Below are 15800 nucleotides of genomic sequence, written 5' to 3' on the forward strand. Positions count from 1 at the left end.
ACATGAGGGCATTTACTCATATAATGGCGCACAGGCATCCGCGCCCGGCGACCCCACGACCAGGGTTGGACCGGACAATTCACATCCTGGATGGTTGAAGGAACTCCGACAGATACTGAATAAACTGCTCAATCCCGCCCTGGCATACCAGGTAACCGGCAGCCGCTCCGATAAGGACCGCAACCGCGAAGCTCATCATTGTTCCCACGATGATGTACTCCGACCTCTTCGTGTCGTTGATCCGGAAAAGCCCCTTTGCTGCTATGAGGAATCCGATCGCCGTGTACTCGTTCACCAGGATGAACGTCACGATCAGGACCCGCTCGACATATCCAATCAAACGGCCGGCGTGATCCAATCCGTCCTCTTCCGAAGAATCCATATCCTTTCGCCAGGACCGGATGACGCTGCCGACCAGCATCCCACCGGGCCGGAGGACCAGAAGGAATGCGATAACGACGACCCAGATCCTGATCATCTCAACAGGATTGCCGAACGGGCAGGGGACCGGGGTTTCCAGCGAGAGCAGCAACAGGACGATGAACAGGATCGCCGTGTGGGCCGCGAAATTAATAAAAAACATCCGGAAGGATTCTTTTTCAGGATCTCCCCCACGGTTCGCCCTCTCTCGCAGGCCCGTCACCAGGCCGGGCAACACGCCGTCGATGACGAGGTGCGCGGCCGCAACAAGGACAAAAGCGTACAGGAAGACGTCCTGGAACCCGGGAAGAAGCCCCGGAAGAGACGACGGATATCTCAGGACGACTATGATGCTCCAGAGGCCGGCAAGGAGAAACGTCAGCAATCCGGCCGTGAAAGCATGGTACGCCAGACGCCCGGAACGCCAGCCGTTCCCGGACCAATCCTTTGCCGGAGATGCGGGCCGCAGAACAAACTCCACCACCAGGTATGCGAGAAATAGACGCAGGAACAGTTCGATGCCGTAGGAGATTTCCATTGGAGTCGGGTAATTATTCTTCTAAACTCCTACACTACTTCTTTCATTCGTTCTGGAGGGAGACGAACTTATTTAAGAAGTTATTACTATTGAATCTCCCGGGAAACCCATTCATCCGAAATCCAGGGGACGGTTGCTCATGATGAGGAACGCGCCGGGAAGTGAGTGCCGGAAAGGGCTCGTCATTCCCGGGGAGTGCCGCAGACCACCAGTATTTCCACGGGGTCCCCCGAACCGCTATACCCCCACCGATTCCGCCACCCGTACGAGTTCATCTTTGCCGAGCATGCCGCCCGTGATCCGGTACGAGTATCCAGCGTCAAGCCAGCGGAGCTGGTCCTTCCCGTCGGCGGAGACGTATTCGGCCTCCCGGCCGTCGGCGAGGAGAACCGGCTCGGGCGTGCCGGCGAGCACCGCTTCCTCCCGGTAGGGGTCGTGCAGCCGTTCATCTACCTCCAGGTCATTGCTGCCATCAGTGAACCGGAGCACCGTATAGCCGCCGGGGAGATGTACCCCGTCAGCGAAGGCGTACCCCTCCGGGAGATAAGACGGCATCTCCGCACCACAGCGCCGGGCGCCGTCGATGCTCGATAAGAAGAGCGGCGTGATCGCAGCCGTCGGCATCGGCCGGACCTCGACGCCTGCCGGCGGGTCGAAGGCGAAGAGGTTATCCGGGAGCGCGGTGTTCGCCGAGGGATCGGTGTATTCGGCAGAGAGGATCAGGTTCCCGTCTTTGCCGTACATCTCCAGGCCGAGGAAGAGCCAGGTTTCGCCGTCGATCCATGCCCTGTAGCGGTACACCGCCTCCCGGTAGCGGGTGGGCGCCTCAAAGAGTTTCGCGTCATCCGTGACCTCAAGGATATAGGCGGTCCGGCCGCCTATGGTCTCGCTGCCCCGGTACGAAGCGTTCTGCTCAGCAAGCGACTCCACGACCATTTCGGCATATCCCCGGACTTCCTCCGCCCAGCCGGGGTAGGGCGGCCCGGAGAAGGCGGCCATAATATACGGCCCCGCGACCGTCAGCGCCGTCTGCGTCGCCGGGTCGTAGCGCCACTTCCGGGTGCCGTTCGAGACGACGACCGTCCCCGCGAGGTCCGCGGGTTTCAGGAACTCCAGCCGGTAGTTCTCGGAGTCTTTCTGGAACAGCCTGACGGTGACGTTCTCGGAGCCGGCCGTTATCGCTACGGTGGCGGAGAAGTCCGTCGCCTGCTCCTCCGCCGAGATGAACCGGGCGGCGATCTCGTCCGCCGACGGCGGGTCCGCGGCGGTGCCGAGGCACCCGGCGGTGCAGGCGATGACGAGGAGGATCCCGATTGCTACATACTTCATCGGCAGGCCACCCCCGTCACGATAAGGAGCAGCCCGATGAGCGGCATGAGGAGGAGAGTATACAAGACCGCGGCAACCGCCACGAAACCCGGCACAGGTGTCCCAGGAACAAGGGTGCAGAACGCGTTAGCGGCCAGGATGAGGGACAGGACGCTGACAAGGGCGGAGATAGCGATCGGCATCCGCACCCCGTTCCGGCAGTCATCCGGGAAAGAGTAGAAGAACAATGCTGCCGCCGGAGGAAGCAGGAATAGGAATACATGGTTCGCGATATCGGGAACCGTTACGACCCACCGGGTGATTCCCGTCCAGAGCGCAAGAGCGGTGCAGACGGCCGCAAACGGGATGCCCCAGAACCACCGGGGCGACTCGTGCCGCATCGCCCGCAGGAACTGAACCGACCCGGCGAGCGAGACGAGCGAGAGCAGGATGATCACACTCCCGGTACCGATGGAGCCATGGGATGCGAGCGTCACCGGCATGACTCCCCAGAGGAAGAAGAAGACCGCGCTCGCGGCGATGAGCGGGCCGGTCTTCATCCCCGCCTCACCCCACGGCGCAGGAGCGCGATACCGCAGGCGGCCGTCGCCGCGAAAGCCCCGAATCCCGGGGCGCGGGCGGGCGCCGCCCACCCGTTCTCCCCGAACGACCGGGTGGTGCCGGCAAGGATATAGCCGCCGTCGGCCGTCGCAGCAAGGGCCGAGATACCGTCGGTCGCATCGCCGCCGAACGAATGCGAAGAGGTAACGTTCCCCGTATGGTCCAGGAGCACCAGCCACCCGTCGTGCGGCCCGCCGGCGTAGACCGTGCCGGTGAAGGCATACTGCCCCGGCGACGGTGCAACCGCCGACGTGACCAGCAGGGCGCCGCCGGGAATCTCCGGCGTCACGATCCAGGCGACATTCCCGGCTCCGCCGACCTTGATGAGGCAGGGGCCGGGGAGGTCGTTCTCAGGGCGGAACGCCCCGCCGGCGACGAGGTAACCGACGGCACCTCCGCCGGGCACTTCGAGAAGAACCGCGCCGGTGCCGCCGTCCATCTCATCAAGCGTCTTCGTCCAGAGAACCTCCCCCGTCGAATCGGTCTTGAACACCCGAACCGGCGCGGCGGTCCCGGAACGTGCCGCTTCCCAGGGGTTCCTCACCGCGGCGAGGTAGCCCCCGTCGATCGGGGTCGATATGACGCTGTCCACGATCCCGGAACCGTTACCGCCGATGAACCGGTTCCACTTCTCGAATCCCTCCCGGTCGACCCTGACCAGCCATGCATCATCGGTCCCGGTATTCCCGCCGAGGATGAACCCGCCGTCGCCGGTCAGATCGACCGTCGTGAAGAGTCCGTCCCCCGGAAATGTCCGGCTCCAGACCTCCCGGCCGTCCGGCGCGACCTTGAAGAGCCAGGCGCTCCGCGTATCCTTCTCCGGCGTCCAGCCGGTGCTCCCGGCGACGACGTAGTTTCCATCACCGGTCACGACCACGGCACGCGCGGTATCCCAGTCCGGCCCGCCGTAGGTCTTCCTCCAGACCTCGTTGCCGTCGGCGTCCGTCCTGAGCAGCAGGGCGTCCCGGAACCCTGTGTTTGCCGCAATCAGGTATCCCCCATCATCCATCTGGAGCACCGACGCGACGTCCGCACTATCCCCGCCGGGGTAGGTCCGGTTCCAGGCCTCGTTCCCCTGCCCGTCCGTCTTGACCAGCCAGATGGAGAGGTCGTACCAGGTGGCTTGCGCGCCCGTGGGCGTGGTGGCAAACGCCTCCGCCATGGCCCGGGAGATATCAGCGAGGACGGCGTTTTCCTCATCGGTCAGGACCGGGTTCTCCCCCGCCGCCGGGTCGAACGCGATCCGGGTCACCGCACCCCCGGTCTCGTGCACCACCGGGTATTTTTCCCAGATCTCGCAGAGGGACTCCTTCATCGCCTCCTTCTCTTCGGCGGAGCGGGGGGAGCGGTCGATGTAGCCGAGCAGGTTCTCCCGCTCGTCATCGGTTCCGACGAGCATGACGTAGTGGGGCGACGCCTGCTTTACCGCGTCATCGATCTCAAGCCGGTCGACGGGGGCCTCCACCGGGCTTTCGGCCGGGCGGGGAGTTTCGGCAGCCGCCGGGGCTGCAACCGAGATCAGGGCGAGAATGCAAAGGATAACCAAAAAGTTTCGTCTCATCGCTCGACTCCTTAAATGAGCGATTGGGGAGGGGGATTTATATCTTTTCTGTGCCGATCGTCTCTGTCGCACCTTCGGTGCTCCTGCTCTGGCCGGGACGGCAGTCGCATCTCACACCTTCGGTGCTCAAACTCCTGCCGGGACGGCAGTCGTTTTGTACACAACCCTCTCCGCCAGGGCGATCTCCCGCGGGGCAAAGATGATCAGCGCCCGGGGGTCTTCGTCGATGGTGGTCGGCGTCCGGTTTCCGTCCGGCGGGTCCCTCGGGTAGATCTCGATGGTGTTCCAGACCTCCGTGGTGGCAAAGGAGATGAACTTCAGCGGCCGGAGAGTGCCGTTCTCGACGGCGTAGATGTTTTTGTAGGTGTCGTCATAGGTCCGGTTCTGCTCGTGGTAGAAGACCTTCAGGCTCATTCCCTTTTTGCCGTAGGAGATCTCGTCGAACGGGACGTCATCGGCAGCGGCGAGGTTTCCCAGCGGGTGGGCGTGGGGAGGGCGGTAATCGAGCCGCTGGGACGAGAGGTAGGTGCTCCCGTTCTGAAGGACAAAGGCGGAGTGGACCCAGGGTTCATCCTCCATATCGGCAAAAAAACCGAACTGGATATAGGTGAACGAGCCGTTCGCATCGAAATCCATGACAAGCAGCGACGACTTCGCCGTCCGGTTATCGAACGGGATCTGCTCTTCCATCGCCTCCCAGATCTCGATGAACGGGGGATTGTATTGTTCCACCGGGAGGACGGGGACGGTCTCGTAGTGTATCGTCTCGTAGCCGGGCGGGACATAGGAGGCTCGCCAGAGGACGAAGACCACCACGATAACAATGCCGAGCGCGAGCCACCGGTCTCTCATGCGGCGACGCTCCTGGCAATGAGGTAGCCGCCGTCCGCCGTGCTGATAGAGACAGCGACGATTTGCCGCCGTCCTGTTACAGACGGTTGCTCCTCTACCATAGTGGGAGCTGGGACGCGAGATTATATACGATTTCTGTGCCGACCGTCTACTCGCGAGCCCCGGTTTCCCTGAAGCCGGGCAGGAAAGGCCGCCGACAAAACGCAAAGGTCAAGGTTCCGCACTCCGATTGCTGTAGTATGCGACGCCGGACGGCTGTTGTACTCCTGATCATTCTTCTCTCTGCCCTCCCCTCCTGCGCGGCCGCCGGGTACACGGTCATGCCGGCCGGCGACTACGTACCCGACCGCCCGCCACAGGATCTGACGCCCATCGAGTGGTGGCAGGTCCCACCCCAGGTTCTGATATCCGGTATGCTCATCGGAACCTCCCCGGAACTCCTGGTCGTCGTCAACATCCTGCTTCTCTTAAACGTCTGGCTCTTCTTCGGCTACCGCCGGATTGCAAAACGCGCCGCACTCGAACACGAGACCCGGACGGCGATATACGACCACGTTCGCGCCCACCCGGGCATCCGCCTCGGCACCCTCGCTCAGGACCTCGGGATAAACCGGGGGACCTTAAGGTACCACCTCGGGAGACTGCAGGAGTTCGGGATGATCGCCACCGGCACCGTCGGAGGACGGACGGGATACTTCGAGAACCGGCAGAAGTATTCCCTTCTCGAAGAGAAGGTGCTCATCCACCTTAGAAACCCGAACACGCGGGAGATCCTCGCCATCCTGCTGGAGAGCCCCGGGGCATCACGGCGGGAGCTTGCGGAACGGCTCGGGATCACCGCCTCGTCGGTCTCATGGCACCTGCGACGGCTGAAGAACGACGGGATCGTGTTCCGGGAGAGAGGAGACGTCAGATATTCTCTATCCAGCGAGTTGATGGCGTTTGTCGGGGAGCGGGTGGGCAGCAGGCTCCATGGATCGCCGCGACAGGGATCCTGAGTGCAGGCCCCGGATACCTCTAGAGATCCAGAACGGATAAGGAGCATCTATCGGACTTCAGCGTTAAGGGGAACGAGAGGGCAATCGAGCAACGGGAAATCGTGCACGAAGGATTCACAAGGATCCAGGTAAAGTAAGGTACATTATGCCATTCCAGACGGAATTTCCTTTCGCGCTGCCCCGGGGGTATCTCGATCCCGACGGGAACCTCCACCGGGAGGGAGTCATGCGCCTCGCCACGGCTGCCGACGAGATCCTCCCGATGAAAGACCCGAGGGTACAGGCAAACCCGGCATACCTGACCGTCATCCTGCTCTCGCGGGTGGTGACAAAACTCGGCAGGATCGAGAGTGTCAATGCCCGGGTCATCGAGAACCTGTTTGCACCCGATCTCGCGTATCTGCAGGAACTTTACTGCAGGATCAACGGGGAAAGCACGGCAGGCGTCAAAGCCGTATGCCCGAAATGCGGACACCGGTTTGAGGTCGAGGCGGTCCAGCGGGGAAGTGACCGGCTACCCTTCAGAGCGCCTCGATGATGAGGTAGTAAAGTTATCGGCCAATCATCCAGGTGAACTAAATGAACCCCTTCCACATCCGCACCGACCGCCTCGACCTGATCCCTGCCACGCTCGAGATCCTTGAGGCCGACCGGGACGATCATCAAAAACTCGCCCGCCTCCTCTCCGCCGCCGTCCCGGGATCATGGCCGCCGCCGCTGCTCGACGAAGAGACACTCGGGGAGTTCATCAGGATGACAGCGGAGAACGCCGACCCATTCTTCATCACCTGGTACTGGGTGCGGGACGATTCAGCCGAAGGCAGCCGGGTCCTCGTCGGCAGCGGGGGGACCGCCTCGGCGCCTGTTCCCGGCACGGTGCTCATCGGCTACTCGGTGCTCGAGGAGTTCCAGCGCCGGGGGTATGCGACCGAGGCGGTGCGGCATATCGTCGCCGCAGCCTTCGCCCTCCCCGGCATCCGGCGAATCGTGGCGACGACCTACCCGGACCTCGTCGGGTCCATCCGGGTGCTGGAGAAGAACGGGTTTACCTGTGCCGGCGAGGGCCCCGCCGGCGCAGGGTTCGAAGAAGGAACCGTCGCCTACGTGCTGGAAAAGCCCGGCGCATCTCTCTGAAGGTAGAGAGAGCGTAGCCACCGTCCCGCACAGGAACATATATGAAGTGCTCGCACCCTGTGAGCCTGCCGATACTGACAGAAGAGTGAGGCAGGAAGTGGTAACCATGGCATGGAGAAGGTCGTCGCGCGATCTCTGGAGCGAATTCGACGAGATGCTTGGGAGTATGCAGAAACAGTTTGGCGAGGTGATGGAGCGCGTCTCGGGAGCCGCACAGCAGGTGCCCGGCGGAGCCGGTGCGGTTGTCGATGTCCTGGAACACGATACAGATGTCGTGGTCGTTGCCGACCTCCCGGGGGTGGCGAGAGAGGGTGTATCCGTCCGGCTTCTCGACCCGAGGACGCTCAGGATCACCGCCCGGCGGGAGGAGGCGAAAGAGGAGAGACAGGCGGGGTATCACATGCGGGAGCGGAGGATCGGCGCGGTCTCCCGGACGGTCTCCCTCCCCACCGACGTCAGGGACGAGGGGGCGACCGCCACGTTCAAGAACGGCGTCCTTGAGGTGCGGCTGAAGAAGGTCGCCGAGGCTCGCGGTAAAGAGATCCCGGTGGGCGCAGAGGCCAGGCAGGCCGCGGAGCAGCACAGAGAGCAGGTGGAGGAAGAGTACCGGGAGGCACGGGAAACGGTGGAGCCGTCCGGGTACCTGCGTTCCCGGGACGTGATGGAACGAGCAAAGGGGATCGAACTCGAGGAGCGGGGAACCCCTGAGGAGAAGGAGACGGCCGCAAGGCTCCGCAGGCAGAAGGAAGAGCTGTACGAGGAGGGGAAGAGAAAACTCGCGGGGTAAAAAGCGCGTCATCCCGTGAGATCCCGGAGGATCTCGAACCCCGACTCGATCGTATCCAGGTAACGCCGGTTGCGCCCGCCCGGATACGGCAGACAGAGAAGCCGGCTCTCCTCGAAGATCGCCTCCCGGGATAGCCCGGTGATCGTCCCGGCACCGGAAAGAGCACTTGCGTAGGGCTCGGTATGGCGAAGGCCCAAAAGCGCCGTATTCCCGAGGGCGACGACGTATTCAGGTGCAAGGCCGGCGATCTCCGGGGCGAGGGTCTCGCGGGCGCTCATTCGGATGAGATCTGCCGGGATGGCCGGCTTGCGGTTCTTCCGAAAGACGCACCGGACCGTATCGACGAGGAAGAAACCCCCCGCGGTGAAGAGTTCCAGGTTCTCCCGGCGCGATTCCCCATCGAGCCCGAGCAGCGAAAAGAGGTTCTCCGCAAGCCCGCGGGAGAGGGGCGAGGCGCCGGGACGGCACGGTGCGTCGTAGTGGTCGTTCCAGAAGTAGGGGTAGCCGGGGCTCCGGCAGTCGGCCGGTTCCGCGACCTCGCGCCGTCCGGCGGCCCAGGGCGGGGACTCGGCGACGAAAAGCACCGTCACGCTGCCAGGTCTCCGGGATGCGGCATCGCAGGCGTCGTGGGGCAGGAGGGAGGGCAGGAGGATGCCGCACAGATCCGGGCGTTCGTGCGCGTAGCGGAGGTAGGCCTTACGCATCGCCGCGGCGCTCACCGGCAGGGAATGCCGAAGATCCATCGCTGTATCTTCGCCTGCAACATGGATATCGTTACCGGGCGCCGGACCGATCCCGGCGGGGAATGCGACATATAAAGAGGTAGCAACACCAAGAAGTGGTGAATGGAGAACAATATCACCTTCCAGGAATTCAATATCTCACCAAAGACGCTCCAGGCAATAGAAGATATGGGCTTTGAAGAACCCACGCCCATCCAGGTCAGCACGATACCGACGATACTCGACGGACGCGACGTGACCGGTCAGGCCCAGACCGGGACCGGGAAGACGGCAGCGTTCGGCGTTCCGGCGATCGAGCGTGTCGACCCCGAGAGCCGGGAGACGCAGATTCTCGTCCTCTCTCCCACCCGGGAACTCGCCATCCAGACCGCCGAGGAGTTCGCCCGCCTGGCAAAACACCACCGGGGCATCAACATCCTCCCAATCTACGGTGGCCAGCCGATAGACCGGCAGTTCCGGGCACTGCAACGCGGTGTCCAGATCGTCGTCGGGACCCCGGGGAGGGTGCTCGATCACCTCGACCGCGGGACCCTCTCGTTTGCCGGGGTGAAACTGGCCGTTCTCGATGAGGCCGACCAGATGCTGGATATGGGCTTTCGGGAAGACATCGAGAAGATCCTCGACGAGACCCCGCGGGACCGCCAGACGGTCCTCTTCTCGGCCACCCTGCCAAAACCCATCCTCGAGATCTCGAAGAAGTTCCAGAAGAACCCCGAGTTCATATCGGTCGCACGCAAGGAAGTGACCGTCCCGCAGATCGAGCAGCTCTACCTCGAGGTGCGGAGCAGGGACAGGCTCGAGATTCTCACCCGGCTGCTCGATATGTACGACCCGGAACTGACCCTGATCTTCTCGAACACCAAAAGGGGTGTCGACGACCTGACCACCCACCTCCAGGCCCGCGGCTACTTTGCCGAAGGCCTCCACGGGGACATGAAGCAGACCCTGCGGGACCGGGTGATGGCGAAGTTCCGTGCAGGGAGCATCGACATCCTGGTCGCGACCGACGTCGCCGCACGGGGTATCGACGTCGAGGACGTCGACCTGGTCATCAACTACGATGTCCCGCAGGATATCGACTATTACATCCACCGCATCGGCCGCACGGCACGGGCCGGACGCACCGGGCGGGCTGTCACGTTCGTGGGGCCGAAGGAGTACTTCAAACTCCGGACGATCCAGAACTACACCAAGATTAAGATCGCCCGGATCCCGCTCCCGACACAGGGAGACGTCGAGGAGAGCCGGACACGCAAGCTCATCGACCGGGTGCAGCAGACCATAGATGAGGGCAGCCTCGAGCGTTACGTGAATCTCATTGAGCGGATCATATCCGAGGATTACACCTCGCTTGAGGTTGCCGCCGCCCTCCTGAAACTGGAACTCGGCGGAACCGGGCCTGCCGACAGGGGCCAGGGTCTCCCGCAGGACATCAGGCCGGCCCAGGGGCAGGCGCTTCTGCGGATCCCGGTCGGGAAAGAGCACCAGATTAGGCCGAAGGATATCGTCGGAGCGCTCGCGGGCGAGACAGGGATTCCCGGCAGCGCCATCGGCGCGATCAACATCTATGACACCTACTCCACCGTCGACGTGCCCATCGATGCAGCGGAACAGGTCATCGAGGGAATGAAAGGAAAGACCATCGCCAGGGTCAGGCTGACCCGGCCGATCGAGATCGTCGGAGCGCCGGGCGACCGGTAAGGGCATACGGGCTGGCATTGAGTGAAGCCGGCTCTCAAGATCCATTCTTACGGGTCAGGTACAACGTGCCCGGAGACGCGAATCACGCCGGGAAGACCGCAGAACAAAACAGTCACCAATTCAAAATACTTTTGCAGAAATCGGGGTTTCCCCGGGTGCGAACCAGCGGGAATGCCATACGGCAACCCGGGAGTGCGGCGGGATTCGCCGGGGTAGCGGCCCGGGTCTCCGCCGGGAGAAACGACTATATACCTTGGTGCATATTCTTCACCGTCGGGGGGTGGTCGCGTCAATTAGTATAGATGCAATCTCTGAATCTTCCGGAGTCTCATCGCCATCGAAAATATTGAGAAGTATCTGCCCTGTAACCCGCATATTGACGATAGTATATCCGTGAGAAGGTGCGCTGCAAAACTCCCTGCCCGGGTTTGACCAGCCACCTCTGCTATCTGCCCTGCATCAGGGGACGCGACGGGGCAACCCGACCCGAAGCGTCCCCCCTCCAGAAAAGCCGGAATTCCACACAGACTGCCGATCGTTATTGAGGATATTTTCTTTTTTTGTGCACGTTCTGCCATTCAGGTATTCTGAACGGTGAGTTCCGTGTTCAGCATATCCAGGTAGTCGGAGAGGAGGCGGGTGATCAGGAAGTGCTTTCGGACGTGCTCTTTGCCGGCCCGCCCGAGGCGCTCCCCGAGTTCCGGGTTCTCGAGAACCTGCCGAATCCTCCAGGCGAACCCGTCGGTGTCGGTCGGTTCGAGGAGGAAACCGGTCTCGCCGTCCTCGATCTGGAGGGGAATGCCCCCCACGCGGGATGCAATGACCGGGCGCCCCTTCCAGAGCCCTTCGGTGACGGTCAGGCCGAATCCCTCACGGAGCGACTTCTGAAGGATGACGCACGAGACCCGCTGCAGGGCGTTGACCAGCAGGTGGTCCTCGGCGGTGATCAGGATGACGTCGCCGGCCTCGATGAACTCCCTGGCCTTCTCCTCAACCCGCCGGTAGATGGCCCAGCCCTCGGGGTCATCGGGAGCCATGCTTCCGCACAGGATCAGCCTGCAGTCGACGTGCTCGCGGACCCGGGCAAAGACGTCGACGACGCCCTCAGGGTCTTTCCACTTGTCGAACCGCGAGATCTGGGTGATCAGCGGCTTGTCGATCGGGACGCCGTACTTCTCGAGGAGGGCAGCAATCTCCGCTTCAGTGAGGTCGCGGTTCTTCTCCGACAGGGGATCGATCGCCGGCCGGCAGATCCACTGCTCCATCTCCATCCCGCGGCGCCGGTATTCCTCGTGCGAGATGACCATCCGGTCGTAATCCAGGACGAAGTCCTTGAGGAACTCCCAGAGGTCCGTGTTCGGGTTCGAGAGGTCGACATGGCACCGCCAGACCCAGGGCTGGGTCTTCTGGTAGAACCGGATCAGGGGCAGGGGCTGAGGGTCGTGGATGACCACCAGGTCGTGGTCGATCCTCATCTGCCCGGAGAAGCACTCGTTAGTCTTAAGGTAGAGCCCTTTCTCCGTGTCAGAGAACGCGATCGTCTGCCCCTGGAGCGCGTTGTGGAAGTTCTTGGTGATGGCGAAGAAATCACCCTCGCCGTTCAAGATGTTCCACTGCGTCCTGATTCCGACATCATTCATAAGCGGAACCAGCGAGAGGATCATCTCCGCTACGCCGCCGCTCTGGTACGTCGAGTTCACGTGAAGGACCCGCTTCCCCTGAAGTCCCACTGCCTTGCGGTAGATCTCAGAGATAACATCGTCGCCGACGATGGGCCGGTGGTCCTCAAGCGTCCGGCCGTTGTCGCAGATGCAGGTTATTCCATCCATGTAGGCCATTGCAAATCTCCCCCTCAGAGACACTGTAGCGACTTACTACACAGAGCATCTGTACCCACGAATTAATAAATATATGCATGTAAAAATAATTCTTCTAATCCAGATTTTTACCTATCAGGCAATTTATATGTATCAAATAAGGATTTGCGAATCGCAATACCATGAAGTGCAAGACGAAAAAGGTTAATAAAGTGACAGAATTCTGACCTCTCTGGGTGGCGCATCCAGGGGGAGCGCGGGGGCTCCGTTCACGTGACGGACCATCTAAAGCCCGGGGAGAAACGCCCATATAAACCGGAATCCTACCATTATGCGGTGCGATGTATCGAAACCACACCGGGAACGGCGGCAGCGAACCCGGGCCCACGCCTCTGCTCACCACCTTCGACGGCGTAACCTTCAGGAGGATGCCGCCGGGGGCAGACGCCGTCTACGTCGTCGGCGAGTACCGCATCGACGATATCCGGCCGGACGATATTGTCCTGGATCTCGGGGCCAATGTGGGCGCTTTCTGCATCCGGGCCGCCCGGCGATCGCCGCACGTCCTGGCCGTCGAACCTGTCCTTGCTGAGGCTCTCCGGGAGAATGTCGGGAGAAACAACGCCGCAGTTACGGTGGTCGACGGTGCGCTCGGTACGGGGGAGAGGGTTCGGATCACCTGGGGTGAGAGGACACTCACCGTGGCGACCCGGACCCTCGAGGAATTTGCCGCCATGGTCGGGGGATGCGACTTCCTGAAGTGCGACTGCGAGGGAGCGGAGTGGTCAATCCGGCCCGAAGACCTCGACGGGGTGCGCCGCATCGAGATGGAACTCCACATGCCGCCGATCGGGGGGCCGATGAACAGGGCGCTCCTCGATTACATCGGGAAGCATTACAATTTTGAGATCGAGCGGAAACCCGGCTACGATGTGAGGGGCGTGCTGGGAGTACTGCACGCCGTCCGGAAGAACGGCGGGTAAACTTCCGGCAGCCTTCGTGGGACAGGGAAGAGGAGAGTCACCCCCACTGGATAAAAATACCCATAGATACGTTGAGAACAGGCGGATCACGACCCACCGGCATGCATAAATAGGAACCCACGACAACGCTCCGGGTGGTGAGATCGCATGGTACAGGCAAAGGAAGGCGACACCGTCAAGGTGCATTACACAGGTAAACTGGAAGATGGAACGGTCTTTGACAGTTCAGAAGAACGAGCCCCGTTGGAATTCACCATCGGCAGCGGGCAGATCATCCCGGGGTTCGAACTGGCCGTGATCGGCATGGAACCGGGAGAGGCAAAAACCGCCACGATCCCCCCCGAAGAGGCATATGGTCCCCACCGTGAGGACATGACGCTCACGGTGGAACGGGAGCAGTTCCCCGAGGATATCAGCCCCGAACCGGGCCAGCAACTCCAGGTCCAGCAGCCAGACGGCAGGGCGGCTATCGTCACCGTCAGCGACGTCTCGGCATCGACCGTGACCCTGGACGCGAACCACCCGCTGGCCGGACAGCCCCTGACATTCGAGATCCGGCTCGTGGACATCGTCGGCGCTGCGCAGGAGCAGGCAACCGGGTAATCCCTAAGACCTCAGTAACTTTTTTAATTCCGAAAGCGGGCGGGTGTTGACGATATCGTCCGCCGAGAGCCACCCCCGCCGGGCGGTCGCGATGCCGAACTCCATGTACCGGAGGTTCTCCCGGCGATGCGCATCCGAACCGAGCGAGAACCGGACGCCTACCTCGCGGGCCCAGCGGGCGTTGACGTCAGAGAGGTCCAGCCTGCCCGGGAACGCGTTGATCTCCATCATGACCCCGAGCGCTGCTGCGGCATCGAAGACCGCGGCGAGATCTATCCGGTAGGGCTCACGGGAGAGGAGAACCCTTCCCGTCGGGTGGCCGATGATGTCGACGTGATCGTTGTGCATCGCCGTGAGCACCCGTCCGGTCATCTCTTCCTCGGACTGCTTGAACCCCGAGTGGACGCTCGCCACCACCACGTCGAGGTCGGCGAGGACGCTGTCCGGGAGGTCGACCCTGCCGTCCATGCCGATGTTGCACTCGGTGCCGGAGAGGATGATGAAATCGTCGCTTTGACGGTTGATCCGCTCGATCTCGCGCACCTGGTCGGCCAGGCGCCCGGGAGAGAGGCCGTGGGCGATATGGAGCGTCTCTGCGTGGTCGCAGATGGCGATGTACTCGTAGCCGAGCGCCCGCGCCGCCTCCGCCATCTCCTCGATGGAATGGGCGCCCTCGCTCCAGCGGGTGTGGACGTGGAGATCCCCCCTGATCGCATCGTAGCCGACGAGGTCGGGCAGGGTCCCGGTCCGGGCGGCCTCAAGCTCGCCCCGGTCCTCCCGGAGTTCCGGCTCGGTCCAGGCAAGACCGAGGGCTCGGTAGATCCCCGCTTCGTCTTTTCCCGCGACCGTCCGGCCGGTTGCAAGGTCCACGAGACCGTACTCGCTCAGCCGCCAGTTCCTCGCGATCGCGAGCTTCCGCAGAGCAATGTTATGCTCCTTTGAACCCGTGAAGTACTGGAGCGCAGCCCCGAAGTGCTCGTCCTCCACCACCCGGAGGTCGACCTGGATGCCGGTCGAAAGCACCACCGAGGTCTTCGTCGTCCCCCGGACGAGGACCCGCTCGACCCCGGGGAGGGTGGCAAAGACCTCCATCACCTCCTCCGGGTGCGAAGAGGTCGCGAGGATATCGACGTCCCCGATCGTCTCTTTTCTCCGGCGTATCGATCCGGCGAGACTCACCTGCCCGACGGTGGGAAGCGCTGCAAGCCGCCGCTCGATGTCCCGGGCGACGGGCAGGATGTAGCCGAGGAGACGGCGCTCTTTTGCCGTCCGGCTCACCTGGATGCTCGCGAGGATGTTCGCTTCCGTCTTCTCCGCAAAGCCGGGGAGGTCGCGGATCCGGCCGGCCTTCGCAGCCGCCTCCAGGTCGTCGACGGTCCGGATGCCAAGATCCCGGGAGAGGGCGATCGCCTTCTTCGGCCCGATCCCCTCAAGCCGGGTCAGGTACTGCACGCCCTCCGGGAGTTCTTCGCGGAGGGAGGTAAGGTACCTGAGGTTGCCGGTCTCGACGATCTCGCGGATCTTTTTGGCGATGCTCTTACCCACCCCCGGGATCGCGTTGAGGTCTCCTTCCCGTGCAACGTCGGCGATATCCTCCGGCAGGGTCTCGATCGCCTGCGCCGCCCGCCGGTATGCCTGCGGCTTGAACCGGACACCCTTGATCTCGAGGAGATCAGCGACCTCGTAGAGGACTGCCGCGACCTCAATGTTTGTCACTCGTAAAAGCGTCTCCAT

15 protein-coding genes are annotated in these 15800 nt (G+C 62.6%); 7 read left to right on the forward strand and 8 right to left on the reverse strand.

Features of this window, described 5'->3' with window-relative positions; all coding sequences use genetic code 11:
* Window positions 1–79 precede the first annotated feature (79 nt).
* The 5 genes from HL657_RS09065 to HL657_RS09085 all read right to left on the reverse strand — a co-directional run bounded on the left by HL657_RS09065 (window position 80) and on the right by HL657_RS09085 (window position 5300).
* Window positions 80–958: a DUF3307 domain-containing protein gene (locus HL657_RS09065; RefSeq protein WP_317296497.1), complete on the reverse strand. Its 879-nt coding sequence runs from the start codon at window positions 956–958 to the stop codon at window positions 80–82.
* Window positions 959–1195: 237 nt separating this feature from the next.
* Window positions 1196–2287, reverse strand: coding sequence for an outer membrane lipoprotein-sorting protein (locus HL657_RS09070; protein WP_317296498.1), 1092 nt, complete (start codon window positions 2285–2287; stop codon window positions 1196–1198).
* A complete protein-coding gene (locus HL657_RS09075) occupies window positions 2284–2826 on the reverse strand; it encodes a hypothetical protein (RefSeq protein WP_317296499.1) in 543 nt (180 codons plus the stop codon). The genes HL657_RS09070 and HL657_RS09075 overlap by 4 nt, the downstream gene beginning before the upstream one ends.
* Window positions 2823–4448, reverse strand: coding sequence for a hypothetical protein (locus HL657_RS09080; protein ID WP_317296500.1), 1626 nt, complete (start codon window positions 4446–4448; stop codon window positions 2823–2825). The genes HL657_RS09075 and HL657_RS09080 overlap by 4 nt, the downstream gene beginning before the upstream one ends.
* 126 nt (window positions 4449–4574) lie before the next feature.
* A complete protein-coding gene (locus tag HL657_RS09085; RefSeq protein ID WP_317296501.1) occupies window positions 4575–5300 on the reverse strand; it encodes a hypothetical protein in 726 nt (241 codons plus the stop codon).
* A gap of 239 nt (window positions 5301–5539) precedes the next feature.
* Here HL657_RS09085 and HL657_RS09090 point away from each other — a divergent pair, with 239 nt between their 5' ends.
* The 4 genes from HL657_RS09090 to HL657_RS09105 all read left to right on the forward strand — a co-directional run bounded on the left by HL657_RS09090 (window position 5540) and on the right by HL657_RS09105 (window position 8219).
* Entirely contained in the window at window positions 5540–6298 is a 759-nt protein-coding gene (locus HL657_RS09090) for a winged helix-turn-helix transcriptional regulator (protein ID WP_317296502.1), read from the forward strand.
* Window positions 6299–6443: 145 nt separating this feature from the next.
* Entirely contained in the window at window positions 6444–6836 is a 393-nt protein-coding gene (locus HL657_RS09095) for a hypothetical protein (RefSeq protein WP_317296503.1), read from the forward strand.
* Window positions 6837–6877: 41 nt separating this feature from the next.
* Window positions 6878–7432 carry a GNAT family N-acetyltransferase gene (locus tag HL657_RS09100; protein ID WP_317296504.1) on the forward strand — a complete coding sequence of 185 codons (555 nt, stop codon included), beginning with the start codon at window positions 6878–6880 and terminating at the stop codon, window positions 7430–7432.
* Window positions 7433–7538: 106 nt separating this feature from the next.
* Window positions 7539–8219: an Hsp20/alpha crystallin family protein gene (locus HL657_RS09105; protein ID WP_317296505.1), complete on the forward strand. Its 681-nt coding sequence runs from the start codon at window positions 7539–7541 to the stop codon at window positions 8217–8219.
* An 8-nt stretch (window positions 8220–8227) separates the two neighbouring features.
* On the opposite strand, the gene HL657_RS09110 is transcribed toward HL657_RS09105, so the two are convergent.
* Window positions 8228–8962 carry a uracil-DNA glycosylase family protein gene (locus tag HL657_RS09110; RefSeq protein WP_317296506.1) on the reverse strand — a complete coding sequence of 245 codons (735 nt, stop codon included), beginning with the start codon at window positions 8960–8962 and terminating at the stop codon, window positions 8228–8230.
* A 102-nt stretch (window positions 8963–9064) separates the two neighbouring features.
* Between HL657_RS09110 and HL657_RS09115 the strand changes: the two genes are divergently transcribed.
* Entirely contained in the window at window positions 9065–10663 is a 1599-nt protein-coding gene (locus HL657_RS09115) for a DEAD/DEAH box helicase (protein ID WP_317296507.1), read from the forward strand.
* Window positions 10664–11241: 578 nt separating this feature from the next.
* On the opposite strand, the gene HL657_RS09120 is transcribed toward HL657_RS09115, so the two are convergent.
* Window positions 11242–12501 carry a glycosyltransferase gene (locus tag HL657_RS09120; protein WP_317296508.1) on the reverse strand — a complete coding sequence of 420 codons (1260 nt, stop codon included), beginning with the start codon at window positions 12499–12501 and terminating at the stop codon, window positions 11242–11244.
* A gap of 320 nt (window positions 12502–12821) precedes the next feature.
* Here HL657_RS09120 and HL657_RS09125 point away from each other — a divergent pair, with 320 nt between their 5' ends.
* Together HL657_RS09125 and HL657_RS09130 are read left to right on the forward strand one after the other, a co-directional pair.
* Window positions 12822–13463: an FkbM family methyltransferase gene (locus HL657_RS09125; RefSeq protein WP_317296509.1), complete on the forward strand. Its 642-nt coding sequence runs from the start codon at window positions 12822–12824 to the stop codon at window positions 13461–13463.
* Between the two features lie 147 nt (window positions 13464–13610).
* Window positions 13611–14066 carry an FKBP-type peptidyl-prolyl cis-trans isomerase gene (locus tag HL657_RS09130; RefSeq protein WP_317296510.1) on the forward strand — a complete coding sequence of 152 codons (456 nt, stop codon included), beginning with the start codon at window positions 13611–13613 and terminating at the stop codon, window positions 14064–14066.
* A gap of 3 nt (window positions 14067–14069) precedes the next feature.
* On the opposite strand, the gene polX is transcribed toward HL657_RS09130, so the two are convergent.
* The gene (polX, locus tag HL657_RS09135) at window positions 14070–15800 is read right to left on the reverse strand and encodes a DNA polymerase/3'-5' exonuclease PolX (RefSeq protein WP_317296511.1); all 1731 of its coding nucleotides are present in this window, start codon (window positions 15798–15800) and stop codon (window positions 14070–14072) included.

This window comes from Methanoculleus nereidis, assembly GCF_032944295.1.
Lineage (GTDB): Archaea > Halobacteriota > Methanomicrobia > Methanomicrobiales > Methanoculleaceae > Methanoculleus > Methanoculleus nereidis.

What these genes read in the sequence shown, in the direction of transcription:
- polX (WP_317296511.1), bottom strand. Translation starts at nt 15,800, where the DNA reads ATGGAGACGCTTTTACGAGTGACAAACATTGAGGTCGCGGCAGTCCTC.
- HL657_RS09115 (WP_317296507.1), top strand. Translation starts at nt 9,065, where the DNA reads ATGGAGAACAATATCACCTTCCAGGAATTCAATATCTCACCAAAGACG.
- HL657_RS09105 (WP_317296505.1), top strand. Translation starts at nt 7,539, where the DNA reads ATGGCATGGAGAAGGTCGTCGCGCGATCTCTGGAGCGAATTCGACGAG.
- HL657_RS09065 (WP_317296497.1), bottom strand. Translation starts at nt 958, where the DNA reads ATGGAAATCTCCTACGGCATCGAACTGTTCCTGCGTCTATTTCTCGCA.
- HL657_RS09125 (WP_317296509.1), top strand. Translation starts at nt 12,822, where the DNA reads ATGTATCGAAACCACACCGGGAACGGCGGCAGCGAACCCGGGCCCACG.
- HL657_RS09120 (WP_317296508.1), bottom strand. Translation starts at nt 12,501, where the DNA reads ATGGCCTACATGGATGGAATAACCTGCATCTGCGACAACGGCCGGACG.
- HL657_RS09085 (WP_317296501.1), bottom strand. Translation starts at nt 5,300, where the DNA reads ATGAGAGACCGGTGGCTCGCGCTCGGCATTGTTATCGTGGTGGTCTTC.
- HL657_RS09090 (WP_317296502.1), top strand. Translation starts at nt 5,540, where the DNA reads ATGCGACGCCGGACGGCTGTTGTACTCCTGATCATTCTTCTCTCTGCC.
- HL657_RS09095 (WP_317296503.1), top strand. Translation starts at nt 6,444, where the DNA reads ATGCCATTCCAGACGGAATTTCCTTTCGCGCTGCCCCGGGGGTATCTC.
- HL657_RS09075 (WP_317296499.1), bottom strand. Translation starts at nt 2,826, where the DNA reads ATGAAGACCGGCCCGCTCATCGCCGCGAGCGCGGTCTTCTTCTTCCTC.
- HL657_RS09100 (WP_317296504.1), top strand. Translation starts at nt 6,878, where the DNA reads ATGAACCCCTTCCACATCCGCACCGACCGCCTCGACCTGATCCCTGCC.
- HL657_RS09130 (WP_317296510.1), top strand. Translation starts at nt 13,611, where the DNA reads ATGGTACAGGCAAAGGAAGGCGACACCGTCAAGGTGCATTACACAGGT.
- HL657_RS09080 (WP_317296500.1), bottom strand. Translation starts at nt 4,448, where the DNA reads ATGAGACGAAACTTTTTGGTTATCCTTTGCATTCTCGCCCTGATCTCG.
- HL657_RS09070 (WP_317296498.1), bottom strand. Translation starts at nt 2,287, where the DNA reads ATGAAGTATGTAGCAATCGGGATCCTCCTCGTCATCGCCTGCACCGCC.
- HL657_RS09110 (WP_317296506.1), bottom strand. Translation starts at nt 8,962, where the DNA reads ATGGATCTTCGGCATTCCCTGCCGGTGAGCGCCGCGGCGATGCGTAAG.